The sequence below is a fragment of the Nocardia sp. BMG111209 genome (assembly GCF_000381925.1).
Taxonomy (GTDB): Bacteria; Actinomycetota; Actinomycetes; order Mycobacteriales; family Mycobacteriaceae; genus Nocardia.
The window spans coordinates 3440720-3453235 of sequence record NZ_KB907307.1; the positions used below are offsets into that span (position 1 = coordinate 3440720).

At 69.0% G+C, this 12516-nt stretch carries 9 protein-coding genes; 5 read left to right on the forward strand and 4 right to left on the reverse strand.

The window, feature by feature from the left end:
• The first annotated feature begins 32 nt into the window (after window positions 1–32).
• Both G361_RS0115815 and G361_RS0115820 read left to right on the forward strand, forming a co-directional pair.
• A complete protein-coding gene (locus tag G361_RS0115815) occupies window positions 33–1193 on the forward strand; it encodes an alpha-hydroxy-acid oxidizing protein (RefSeq protein WP_026343084.1) in 1161 nt (386 codons plus the stop codon).
• Between the two features lie 196 nt (window positions 1194–1389).
• A complete protein-coding gene (locus tag G361_RS0115820; RefSeq protein WP_026343085.1) occupies window positions 1390–2217 on the forward strand; it encodes a bifunctional 2-polyprenyl-6-hydroxyphenol methylase/3-demethylubiquinol 3-O-methyltransferase UbiG in 828 nt (275 codons plus the stop codon).
• A gap of 287 nt (window positions 2218–2504) precedes the next feature.
• Here the strand turns inward: G361_RS0115820 and uvrA are convergent, their stop codons facing one another.
• Entirely contained in the window at window positions 2505–5498 is a 2994-nt protein-coding gene (gene uvrA, locus G361_RS0115825) for an excinuclease ABC subunit UvrA (RefSeq protein WP_019928070.1), read from the reverse strand.
• 290 nt (window positions 5499–5788) lie between these two features.
• On the opposite strand from uvrA, the gene G361_RS0115830 reads away from it, so the two are divergent.
• Both G361_RS0115830 and G361_RS0115835 read left to right on the forward strand, forming a co-directional pair.
• The gene (locus tag G361_RS0115830) at window positions 5789–7132 is read left to right on the forward strand and encodes a diguanylate cyclase domain-containing protein (protein ID WP_155981468.1); all 1344 of its coding nucleotides are present in this window, start codon (window positions 5789–5791) and stop codon (window positions 7130–7132) included.
• A 150-nt stretch (window positions 7133–7282) separates the two neighbouring features.
• Complete coding sequence (locus G361_RS0115835; RefSeq protein ID WP_019928072.1) at window positions 7283–9598, forward strand: 3'-5' exonuclease; 2316 nt, start codon at window positions 7283–7285, stop codon at window positions 9596–9598.
• Window positions 9599–9664: 66 nt separating this feature from the next.
• Here the strand turns inward: G361_RS0115835 and G361_RS0115840 are convergent, their stop codons facing one another.
• The 3 genes from G361_RS0115840 to G361_RS0115855 all read right to left on the reverse strand — a co-directional run bounded on the left by G361_RS0115840 (window position 9665) and on the right by G361_RS0115855 (window position 12037).
• The gene (locus tag G361_RS0115840) at window positions 9665–10117 is read right to left on the reverse strand and encodes a universal stress protein (RefSeq protein WP_019928073.1); all 453 of its coding nucleotides are present in this window, start codon (window positions 10115–10117) and stop codon (window positions 9665–9667) included.
• Window positions 10118–10541: 424 nt separating this feature from the next.
• A complete protein-coding gene (locus G361_RS0115850) occupies window positions 10542–10958 on the reverse strand; it encodes a DoxX family protein (RefSeq protein WP_019928074.1) in 417 nt (138 codons plus the stop codon).
• Between the two features lie 95 nt (window positions 10959–11053).
• Complete coding sequence (locus G361_RS0115855) at window positions 11054–12037, reverse strand: AraC family transcriptional regulator (RefSeq protein ID WP_019928075.1); 984 nt, start codon at window positions 12035–12037, stop codon at window positions 11054–11056.
• Here G361_RS0115855 and G361_RS0115860 point away from each other — a divergent pair.
• On the forward strand, window positions 12036–12506 hold the full coding sequence (locus G361_RS0115860) for a VOC family protein (protein WP_019928076.1): 471 nt from the start codon (window positions 12036–12038) through the stop codon (window positions 12504–12506). The genes G361_RS0115855 and G361_RS0115860 overlap by 2 nt on opposite strands.
• Window positions 12507–12516: the final 10 nt, after the last annotated feature.

Consider the following 12516-nt stretch of genomic DNA (forward strand, 5'->3'; position numbering starts at 1 on the left):
CCTGCACTTACCGCGCCGAGAAGGGACAGCCCGTGGCATTCGCCGACTTCCAGAACGAGATCTACTTCGCCGGTCTGGTCGGGATCCAGCCGACCCTGCCGATGCATTACGCCGGATGGGAGGAACGCGCGGCGCGGGCGCTGCCGCCGTCGGTGCTGTCCTATGTCGCGGGCGGCGCGGGCGACGAGCGGACCCAGAATGCCAACGTCACCGCCTTCGACCGCTGGGGGCTGGTGCCGCGGATGTTCGTCGGTGCGGCGGAACGGGACATGTCGATCGAACTGTTCGGCCTGACCCTGCCCTCCCCGCTCTTCCTGGCCCCGGTCGGCGTGATCGGCTTGTGTACCCAGGACGGCCACGGCGACCTGGCGACCGCGCGCGCCGCCGCCCGCACCGGCGTCCCGATGGTCGCGTCCACCCTGACCGTCGACCCGCTGGAACAGGTGGCCGCCGAATTCGGCGACACCCCCGGCTTCTTCCAGCTGTACACGCCGAAGGATCGCGATCTGGCCGCGAGCCTGGTGCATCGCGCCGAACAGGCCGGTTACCAGGGCATCGTGGTCACCCTCGACACCTGGATCACCGGCTGGCGGCCACGGGACCTGGGCGCCAGCAACTTCCCGCAACTGCGCGGCCACTGCCTGGCCAACTACACCAGCGACCCGGTCTTCCGCGCGAGCCTGGACAAGACCCCCGAGGAGGACCCGCGCGCCGCGATCCTGAGCTGGGTCCAGACCTTCGGCAACCCGCTCACCTGGAACGATCTACCGTGGCTGCGATCCCTCACCGACCTCCCACTGATCGTGAAGGGCATCTGCCACCCCGAGGACGCCCGCCGCGCCAAGGACGCCGGCGTCGACGCCATCTACTGCTCCAATCACGGTGGGCGCCAAGCGAACGGCGGCCTCCCCGCCCTCGACGTCCTCCCCGAGGTCGTCGCCGCGGCCGACGGCCTCCCCGTCCTGTTCGACTCCGGCATCCGCAGCGGCGCCGACATCGTCAAGGCCCTCGCCCTCGGCGCCACCGCGGTCGGCATCGGCCGCCCCTACGTTTGGGGCGCTGCCCTGGCCGGCACCGACGGCATCGTCCACGTCCTGCGCGCCCTCCTCGCCGAGGCCGACCTGATCATGGCTGTCGACGGCTACCCCACCCTCGCCGACCTCACCCCGGACACCCTCCGTCTGGTGCGCTGATCGAAATCCACACTGCGACAACGGATCCAGCCGCAGCCGTTCGACCCGACCCGAGCACACCATTCGACCGGACCCGAGTGGAACCATTCGACTCGACCACAGCACAGTGCCGCCTGGTACCGGCACCTTCGAGCGCTCGGCCTCGGCGAGACGTTGACGCGCTCGTCACAGCCGAATCTCGTAGACTCTCGCGTCCGTGACCGATGACCCCGGGATGCACCCGGATCGACCCACCCTCGGCGGGTTGTTCAACGAAGTCCCGGAGCTCTACGACCGGGTCCGGCCCGGATATCCAGCCGAGTTGTTCGCGGACCTCGGCGCGTTCACCGGAATGGACGAACGCTCGTCGGTACTGGAAGTGGGCTGCGGCACCGGTCAGGCGACACGCTCGCTCGCGGCGCTCGGATGCTCGGTGACCGCCGTCGAGCCGGGCACTGATATGGCGGCCCTCGCTCGCCGTCGGCTCACTACCTGCGGCAATGTCGAAGTCGAGACGTCGGCGTTCGAGGACTGGGACGACCGCGGCCGGCGCTTCGATGTCCTGGTGGCCGCATCGTCCTGGCACTGGGTCGACCCGGTGATCGGCCGACAACGAGCGCACGATGTTCTGCGTCCCCGCGGCTGGATGGCGCTGCTCGGGCACGTCGTCGTCCGCAGACCGGGAGAGCCGGAGGTATACGCCGAGACCGCCGATCTCCACGAGCGCTTCTGCCCCGGAAACCCCGGCTGGGGTCATCCGCCAGGGGAGGACGACGTCCGCACCACCGACGACAACTGGGGCCCGGCCGACGAGCTCGGCGAGTTGTTCGGCCCGGCCATCGTGCGCTGGTACCCGACCGTTCAATGGTTCGACGGGGACGGCTTCGCCGACCTGCTGCGCTCGACGTCGCTGTACCGCCGACTCGACAGCGATATCCGTGAGCCGCTACTCGACGCCGTCGCCGAGCGCATCCGCACACATATGGACGACCGCGTCGCGCGCCGCTACCTGACCTTTCTCCGGGTCGGACAGCGTGCCGACTGAGACCCGGAGATTCGGATCGGCCCCGCGGCAACGGCGATGATCGCGTCGACCGACCGAGAGGCATTGTCGCGCCGGATGTCTCGCGTCTCCGGTCGCCGCCGTATCGACTCGGTATTCTGCCGAGCCGTACCCTCGGTACCGAGCGGTACCGTCCGGCACGCTACCGAGCCACCGAATCCACCACCGACCGGCGTACCGATGAGGGCGGAACGTCGTACCGTCCGGATTCGACTGCACTGCAACCGAATCCGACGGGGCGGCGGCGCCGCGGCCGCCGCCGGTGAACCTCAGCGGAGGGCGGCGGCGCGGCGGCGGGCTGCTGCTGCCCGTTTGGGGTCCGCTTCGGCCGGTTTTTTGGCGGCCGCCTTTTTCGCGGTCTTCTTGGCGGCGGGTTTGGTCGGTGTGGTGGCGCGGCGGGTGGGTTCGGCCGGGGTGAGGGCTGTGGAGAGGAATTGGCCGGTGTAGCTGTCGGGGACGGCGGCGATCTCTTCCGGTGTGCCTTGGGCCACGACCGTGCCGCCACCTGAGCCGCCCTCGGGGCCCATGTCGATGACCCAGTCCGAGGTCTTGATCACGTCGAGGTTGTGTTCGATGACGATGACCGTGTTGCCCTTGTCGACCAGGCCGTTGATCACGGCGAGGAGTTTGCGGATGTCCTCGAAGTGCAGGCCGGTGGTGGGCTCGTCGAGGATGTAGACCGTGCGGCCGGTGGATCGTTTCTGGAGTTCGGCGGCGAGTTTGACGCGCTGGGCCTCGCCGCCGGAGAGGGTGGGGGCGCTCTGGCCGAGGCGGACGTAGCCGAGGCCCACGTCGACCAGGGTTTTCAGATAGCGGTGGATCGAGGTGACCGGCTCGAAGAATTCGGCGGCCTCCTCGATGGGCATGTCGAGCACCTCGGCGATGGTCTTGCCCTTGTAGTGGACCTCGAGGGTTTCCCGGTTGTAGCGCGCGCCGTGGCACACCTCGCACGGGACGTACACGTCGGGGAGGAAGTTCATCTCGATCTTCAGGGTGCCGTCGCCGGAGCAGGCCTCGCAGCGGCCGCCCTTCACGTTGAACGAGAAGCGGCCGGGCTGGTAGCCGCGGACCTTCGCCTCGGTGGTGGCGGCGAACAGGGTGCGGATCTTGTCGAAGACGCCGGTGTAGGTCGCCGGGTTGGACCGCGGCGTGCGGCCGATCGGGGACTGGTCGACCTGGACCAGCTTGTCGAGATGGTCGAGGCCGTTGATGCGGGTGTGGCGGCCGGGGACCTGGCGGGCACCGTTGAGTTTGTTCGCGAGGACGGTGGCCAGGATGTCGTTGACCAGAGTGGACTTGCCCGAGCCGGAGACGCCGGTGACCGCGGTCAGCACACCCAGGGGGAAGTTCACGTCGATCTCGCGCAGGTTGTGCTCGTTCGCGCCGATGACGGTGAGCTGGCGCTTCCGGTCGACGGGCCGGCGCACCATCGGGACCTCGATGCGTTCGCGGCCCGAAAGATACGCTCCGGTCAGCGAATTGGGGTCGGCCAGCAGACCCGGATACGGGCCGCTGTAGACCACCTGACCGCCGTGCTCGCCGGCCAGCGGGCCGATGTCGACCACCCAGTCGGAGGCGTGGATGGTGTCCTCGTCGTGCTCGACGACGATCAGCGTGTTGCCGAGATTCTTGAGGCGCGTGAGGGTTTCGATGAGGCGGCGGTTGTCGCGCTGGTGCAGGCCGATGGACGGCTCGTCGAGCACGTACAGCACGCCGACCAGACCAGAACCGATCTGGGTGGCCAGCCGGATACGTTGTGCCTCACCGCCGGACAGGGTGGCCGCGGCCCGCGACAGCGTCAGGTACTCGAGGCCCACGTCGAGCAGGAAGCCGAGCCGGGCCTGGATCTCCTTGAGCACCTGACCGGCGATGGCCGCCTCGCGCTCACCCAGGTCCAGGGTGTTGAGGAAGCGGGAGCATTCGCGGATCGACAGATCGCACACGGCCGCAATGGATTTGCGGCCGGCCTCGCTGTTCAGCGTGACGGCCAGGATCTCCGGGCGCAGCCGGGCCCCGCTGCAGACCGGACACGGGACGTCCCGCATGTAGCCGTCGTAGTGCTCCTTCATCTGCTCGGACTCGGTGTTGTCGAGCCGCCGCTGCAGGAAGGGCATGACGCCCTCGAAATCGGCGTAGTACGAACGCTTCCGGCCGTACCGGTTGGTGTACGACACGTGCACCTGCTCGGAACTGCCCTCGAGCACCGCCTTGCGCACCTTGGCCGACAGCTGCCGCCAGGGGGTGTCCAGGGAGAAGCCCAGCGCGTCGGCCAGGCCCGACAGCAGGCGGAGGAAGTATTCGGCGGTCTGCCCGCGCGACCAGGGCGCGATGGCGCCCTCGGCCAGGCTCAGCTCCTGATCGGGCACCACCAGATCCGGGTCGACCTCCTTGCGGATACCGAGGCCGGTGCAGTCCGGGCAGGCGCCGTAGGGCGAGTTGAACGAGAACGACCGCGGCTCCAGATCCTCGATGTCGAGCGGGTGGCCGTTGGGGCAGGCCAGCTTCTCGGAGAAGCGCCGCTCCCGGTCGTGCGCGTGCTCGTCGCGGTCGACGAAGTCGAGTACGACGATGCCGTCGGCGAGCCGCAGCGCGGTCTCGATGGAATCGGTGAGGCGCTGCTTGGAGGTCGGCTTCACGGTGAGGCGGTCGACCACCACCTCGATGTCGTGCTTCTCCTGCTTCTTCAGCTTCGGCGGATCGGTGAGCTGGTGCACCACGCCGTCGACCCGGACGCGGGAGTACCCCTGGCCGTTGAGCTGGTCGAACAGATCCACGAACTCGCCCTTGCGGGTGCGCACCACCGGCGCGAGCACCTGGAACTTGGTGCCCTCCGGCATCGCGAGGACCTGATCGACGATCTGCTGCGGGGTCTGCTTGGCGATCAGCTCACCGCAGACCGGGCAGTGCGGGGTGCCCGCGCGGGCGTAGAGCAGGCGCAGATAGTCGTAGACCTCGGTGATGGTGCCCACCGTGGACCGCGGGTTGCGGTTGGTGGACTTCTGGTCGATCGACACCGCCGGCGACAGGCCCTCGATGAAGTCGACATCGGGCTTGTCCATCTGGCCCAGGAACTGCCGCGCGTAGGCCGACAGCGATTCGACGTACCGGCGCTGGCCCTCCGCGAAGATGGTGTCGAAGGCGAGGCTCGACTTACCCGAACCGGACAACCCGGTGAACACGATGAGACTGTCGCGGGGTAGGTCGATATCGACCCCCTTGAGGTTGTGCTCCCGCGCTCCGCGCACCGTCAGGCGATCCGACACAGGCCGTCCCTTCTCCCTCGTTTTCGGCAATCAGAACTACCCCGCCGCCATGCTAGGCACACCCACCGACAAAAACTCGCGGAGGACGATCCGAGCAGGTCACAGCAGGCGGAACGGCGGGGTGTCCGAAGCTCCGAGTACGGTGTGAACATCGTCGGCAACGTTGCCGCGCGAACCCCTCACCTGTAATGATCGACGATCGTAGGCCGAGGGAAGGGCCGCCGGCAGCCGCGGTGGTCATCCCGCACGGCATTCCAGTGACGTGAGTCTCCGACGGACGGGAGGTGCACGTGGTTCAGGACGAGGACGGCCGGACCCCCGGCGCGCCCGACGTCGAGCAGCTCGCGCTGCTCTATCGCGATCTCGTCGAGCACAGCCCGACATCGCTCATCATGCACGACGGCCGGTACATCGTCTTCACGAATCCCGCCGCCGAGCGGCTGCTGGGCGCCACCGCGGCCGATGAGCTGATCGGCCGCGAGGTGGTGGACTTCGTCGCCCCCGCCGACATCCCCGGCATGCGGCGGCGGTTACGCGAGCTGCGGCAGACCGGTGACACGTCGGAACGGACCGCGCTGACCCTCGTGCGCGACAACGGCGACCGCGTCGAGGTGGAGGCCGTCTCGGTGCTCACCGTCTGGCAGGGCCGCCGGGCCTACCAGGTCGTCGTCTACGACATGAGCGCGCAGCGCCGCGCCGAGGCCGCGCTGCGCCGGGCGGAGATGTACTTCACCGCCGTGGTGGAACAGCTCGAAGAGGGTGTGGCCGTGATCGACCGCAACGGCCGCATCGAATCGGTCAATCCGGCGGCGAAACGCATGTTCGGCAACGAGGGCGTGGAACTCGCCGGTGTGTCCATCCTCACGGTGCCGATGCAGTTCCTGGACATGAACGGCCAGCCGCTGCCGCTGTCGCGCTATCCGGTGTTCCACACCATCGCCACCGGCGAGCCGATCACCGACTACATCTTCGGCGTGGACCGCACCGACGGGCAGCGGCGCTGGATCTCGGCGTCGGCCCGCCGCCTGATCGCCGACGATCCGGACTCCCCCGCGGTGTGCTCGTTCAACGACATCACCGATCAGCGGGCCAGCCGCAAACAGCTGGAATTCCAGGCCACCCACGACCCGCTGACCGGCCTGGCCAACCGCTCGCTGGTACTGGCCCGGCTCGCCGCCGCCCTCGGCAGCACCGGCCGGAAACCGGTCGCCGCGGTGCTGTTCATCGACCTGGACGGCTTCAAGAAGATCAACGACACGCTCGGCCACGCGGTCGGCGACACGGTGTTGCAGATCGCGGCGCAGCGCCTGCAGCGCGGGCTGCGGGAAGAGGACACGCTCGGCCGCATCGGCGGCGACGAATTCCTGGTCCTGCTGTCCGGGCAGGTACAACCGGACGATCTGGACGCGCTGGTCGCCCGGCTGCGGCGCGCCATGACCGAGCCGATCATCGCCCGCGGGCACCGCATCCGCGTCGACGCCACCATCGGCGTCACCGAACTGCACGCCAACGACACCCGGTCCCCCGAGGCCGTGCTGCACGATGCCGATCTGGCCATGTACCGCTCGAAGCCGGCGAGCCGCCGCGACGGCGACATCCGGCCGCGGCGTTCCAACACCACGCATGCCTCCTGATCCGGCCTCCCGGCGGCGACTGTGACCAACCCGCTCACCTGCGGTGACGGCGTTGCCCGGAATATCCCACTAAACTCGACAACTCTGTTCGCTGCCCGGACCGACCACACCGGTCCGGACGCACACTCTGTGGTGACAAGGAGTTCCGCTTTGCCCGACCGTCTCACCGAGGAGCATCCGGCGACCGACCGTGCGGCCGGGCCCGAGCAGGAGCAGACCCATCTGACCCGGCTCTACCAACGGCTGGACGAGATGCGCGCCTACGCGCAGCGCCGGCTGCGCGAGGTACTGCTGGAGAGCGGGGGCACCCCGCAGGCCCGCAGCGAGCGCGAGTCCTTCACCCAGCTGTACAGCGAGGATCTGGCGAAATACGATGCCGCCGAACACGGTCTGTGTTTCGGCCGCATCGATCTCACGCCGGGCGAGGACGACTCCGCCGCGGATCCGGACGGCGGCCGCCGCTATATCGGCCGTCTCGGCATCCTGGACGAGGACGACGATTACGCCACCCTGTTGCTGGATTGGCGGGCGCCGCTGGCCCGGCCCTTCTACCTCGCCACCACCGCCGCGCCCGACGGCGTGATCCGGCGGCGGCACATCCGCACCCGCAACCGCACGGTCACCGCGGTCACCGACGAATTCCTGGATCTGGACGCCGCCCGCGCGGCCGGGGCCGCCGACGACGACGGCGGGGTCGGCAGCGAGAGCGCGCTGCTCACGGCGCTCAACGCGGCCCGCACCGGCCATATGACCGACATCGTCGAGACCATCCAGCACGAGCAGGACGCGATCATCCGCTCCGAGCACAAGAGCGTGCTGGTGGTGCAGGGCGGTCCGGGCACCGGCAAGACAGCCGTGGCGCTGCACCGCGCGGCCTACCTGCTCTACACGTACCGGCAGCAGCTGGACAAGGCGGGCGTGCTGATCATCGGCCCGAACCGCACCTTCCTCGACTACATCGGCCAGGTGCTGCCCTCGCTCGGCGAGACCGGCGTCCTGCTCTCGACGGTCGGCAACCTCTATCCGGGGGTACGGGCCACGCTGGAGGACAGCCTGCGCGCCGGTGAGCTGAAGGGTGCGGCCACCATCGTGGAGGTGCTCAAGCAGGCCGTCCGCGACCGGCAGCAGGCGCCGCCGGAACCGATCCGGCTGTCCTTCGACGGGTATCAGCTGTTCCTCGACCGGAAGATCGTGACCAAGGCGCGCGGCCGGGCCCGCTCGTCGCGCCGTCCGCACAACCTGGCGCGGCCGATCTTCGCCGCCTCGGTGGTGGACGCGCTCACCGATCAGCTGGCCGATACGATGGGCAAGGACCTCACCGGCGGCAAGAATCTGCTGAGCCAGACCGATCTGACCGAGATCCGCGACGAGATGCGCGCCGACCGCGACATCCAGGCGGCGATCGCGCGGCTGTGGCCGATCCTGACCCCGCAGGAGGTGCTGGCCGGGCTCTGGGCCGATCCGGATCGGCTGGCGCGGGCCGGGAACACGCTGTCGCCGGAGGACCGCAAGGAGTTGCACCGGGCGGATACCGGTGCGTTCAGCGCCGGCGACGCGCCGCTGCTGGACGAACTGGCCGAACTGCTCGGCATCGACGATTCCGAGGAGCGGGAGCGGTCCCGGCGCCGGTGGCGCGCCCAGCTGGCGGAGGCGCAGGACGCGCTCGACATCCTCACCGGCTCCGCGCCCCAGGATCTGGAGGACGATCTGGATCCGGAGATCCTGATGGCCTACGACCTCATCGACGCGAGTCAGCTGGCCGAGCGTCAGCACGTGCGTGACCGGCAGACCACCGCCGAGCGCGCCGCCGGCGACCGCACCTGGACCTACGGGCACGTGATCGTCGACGAGGCGCAGGAACTGTCCGAGATGGCGTGGCGAATGGTGATGCGGCGCATCCCGAACCGGTGGATGACGGTGGTCGGCGACGTCGCGCAGACCGGCGATCCGGCGGGTGCCTCGTCCTGGCAGCGGGTGCTGGAACCGTATGTGGCACAACGCTGGAAGCTCACCGAGCTGACCGTCAACTACCGCACGCCGGCCGAGATCATGGCCGTCGCCGCGGATGTGCTGACCGCCATCGACGCGACGGCCGGACAGCCGCGCTCGGTGCGCGAAACCGGCCGTCCGCCCACCGCGATCCGGGTATCGGCCGGCGACATCGCGGCGGAGGCGAAGCGGCTGGTGGCCGCCGAGGCGCCGCTGCCCGGCATCGCCGCGGTACTGGCGCCGCATTCGCTGATCGACGAATTGTCTTCGCTCGCAGACGATTCCGTGCAGGTGCTGACCGTGCACGATGCCAAGGGCCTGGAGTTCGACGCGGTGATCCTGGTGGAGCCGCGCGAGATCCTCGGCGAATCACCGCGCGGGCTCAACGATCTCTACGTCGCGCTCACCCGTGCCACCCAGCGCCTGACCGTGGTGCACACCGGCGAACTGCCCGGGGTGCTGGGCCGGCTTGGCTGATTCGCCGGCGCGGCCCGGATATGCGAACGGCCCCGATCCGATCGGATCGGGGCCGTCGCGTCGAACTCAGCGGACGGTGTGGACGATCAGCACGTCGGTGCGCGACTTGCGGGCGACATCCGCGGGCACCGAACCCAGCAACCGGCCGGCGAGGGTGTTGAGGCCCCGGTTGCCGACGACCAGCAGATCGGCGTCGAGTTGCTTCACCAGATCGAGCAGCGACTCCACCGGCTCGCCGACGACGGCGCGATCGACCACGTCCTTGGCGCCGGCGGCCTGGGCCCGGTCCCGCGCGGTCCGCAGGATCTCGTTGGTGGGCGCGGAACCACGCACCTGGTACGCCTCGTCCTTGAGCACGTCGGCCGCGGCGGCGACGTCCCGGTCGTCGGTCGGATAGTAGGCGCAGACCACATACAGGGTGGCGCCCGCGTCCGCGGCCAGCGAGGCCGCCTTGTCGACGGCGACATACGACGAGTCCGACCCATCGGTACCGACGACGATGGTCCGGTAGGCGGTCATGTGTCCTCCAAATGTACGGTTCTTCGGTGCCGGTGCGTTTCCCCCACCGGCGGCACTGCGCTAGACCATAGCCGCCTGACACAGCGCGAAACTCGAAATTGCACGACATCACACTCGTATGCCGTAAAGCGCACGGTCGCATTCGTGCCACCGAATCACGGCGCGACCGCATCACCTGGGCCGATTCCGCGACCCGGGAGAGTTTCGTCGCATACCCGAACGGTCTTGCGCCCCTGGGATTTCCGTCACAGCGCGGCTATCGGCCGGTCGAATGTGAAACCACCGCGCACCATCACGGATCGGCCCTCGGCGCGCACCGTCGTGAACATTCACAATCGCGATGGCATGTTCCTTGTCGCATACCGGGAAGGCCCGCCGGAGCGGGCATTCCCGATATGGCAGAAAGCGATTCCCGGCGCGGGAATCAGTGCAGGGTGAACAGCGGGCCGGTGATCATCAGGCCGAGGTGCCGCTCGTGGGCGAAGAAGGCGAACAGCGCCAGGGCCGCACCCATCAGCGCGATGTTCTTGTTGAAGTTGATCATCTCGGCCTGCTTCAGCTGCGGGTCGGACTCCCGCCAGAACGTGTGCATCATGAAGGTGGTCGGGATCAGGAACACCAGCAGCAGCAGGCATCCCAGATCGGCCCAGATGCCGAGGACCACCATGAGTCCTGCGACCAGCGCCAGTACGCCCGAGCCGATCACGGCGGCCCGCGCCGCGGGCACACCCTTGGCCGTCGCGTACGCGGCCATACCCTCCGACTGGGCGAAATGCCCGAACGAGGACAGGACGAACAACAGGGCGAACAGGATTCGCCCGATCAGCACCACAACACTCATCGCCAGGACCTCCGTTGTCGACGCCGGTTTCCGGAGGCGTCTCGGGCTTTCCGCGGATGTGTCCTAGTGAGGCTAGGACCGTCGCCGGCCGTTTGCTAGACGTCGTTATCGACCAGCCGCGCATACGCGACCGGCGGCATCCCGACCTCCCGGGTGAACTCCCGGGCGAAGTGCGCCTGGTCGTAGTAGCCGAGTTCGAGCGCCAGTGCCGCGATGTCGTCGGTGTGACCGCCCGCGAGCAGATGCGCCCCGTCCTGCAGCCGGTAGCGCCGCAGCACCCATTTCGGCCCGGCACCGACGTACCGGCGGAACAGCCGCTGCAAGGTCCGCATCGGCACCGCGAAGCGCTCGGTGACCTGGTCGACGCGGGCGAGCTCCCGGTCGTGCTCCATCGCGTCGACGATGCGCAGCACCAGCCGGTACGCCGGATCGTCCGGGGCCCGCTCGGCCGCGTCGGCGAAGAATGCCTCGACGATCTCCCGGCGCTCCGCCATCGTGGCCGCCGCGAGCACCTTCTCGGTCAGCCCGACCGCGTCGGGCAGGACCGTGGTGAGTTCCACGGCGGTGTCCCGGAACGCGCCGACATCCAGGCCGGTAAAGGCGCCGAAACCGCCGGGCCGGAACTTCACCCCGAACGTCTCGCCGAGACCGGACAGGGGTCGCACGAACTTCGCCGTGCAGACGCCGTTGACGAATCCACCGCTGCGGCTGTGGGTGGCCTCGAAGGTGACGTTGACACACGGATACGGCAGCACCTCGGCCGCGTAGTCCGGCCGGCCGCGCAGATCCCACGCCACCGCCCAGTACCAGTCGAGGAATCGCGCGAGTTCCGGTCCGGGTGGCAACCGGTCCAGGCTGCGGTGCCGCTCCTGCTCGACGGGCCGCAGGACGGCCTTCGACGGATCCGGTGGCGGCACCGGGACCACTTCCGGGACAACATCTTTCGCGCCGCCGCCTGCTCCCGGCCGGGGCGTCGCCGCCTCACGCCCGGCGGGTGCCACGACCGATTCCCCCGGCGCCGGTGCGCTGTCGCATTCTTCCAAGACCACGGCCCGATATCCGACGAGAGTGGTCGTCATGACCAACACCGTGAATCCGATTCCCGAGGGCTACCACAGCATCACCTGTTTCCTCGCCGTCCCCGACGGCAACAAGGCCATCGAGTTCTATCGCGCGGTCTTCGGCGCGGAGGTGCTGAGCCGCAACGACACTCCCGACGGCCAGCCCGCCCACGCCGAACTGCTGATCGGCGATTCGACCATCCAGCTCGGCATGCCGCTGCCCGAACACGGTGTGCGCGCACCCGCCGACGACTGGGTCCACACCAGCATCGTGCACTACTGCCCCGACGCCGACGCCGTGATCAAACTGGCCCGCGAGCACGGCGCCCGCCGCGCCGAGGACCCCGAAACCTTCGTCACCGGCGACCGCTACGGCCTCGTGATGGACCCCTTCGGCCACCGCTGGGTGATCATGACCCGAGTCGAGGACGTCTCGCGCGAGGAAGCCGAGCGCCGGGTCAACGAATGGATGGCGACCCAGAGCTGAGCGGCGCCAC

Bases quoted from the DNA above. Each gene is read 5' to 3' on its own strand.
- G361_RS0115860 (WP_019928076.1), top strand. From the start codon at position 12,036: ATGACCAACACCGTGAATCCGATTCCCGAGGGCTACCACAGCATCACC.
- G361_RS0115850 (WP_019928074.1), bottom strand. From the start codon at position 10,958: ATGAGTGTTGTGGTGCTGATCGGGCGAATCCTGTTCGCCCTGTTGTTC.
- G361_RS0115855 (WP_019928075.1), bottom strand. From the start codon at position 12,037: ATGACGACCACTCTCGTCGGATATCGGGCCGTGGTCTTGGAAGAATGC.
- G361_RS0115840 (WP_019928073.1), bottom strand. From the start codon at position 10,117: ATGACCGCCTACCGGACCATCGTCGTCGGTACCGATGGGTCGGACTCG.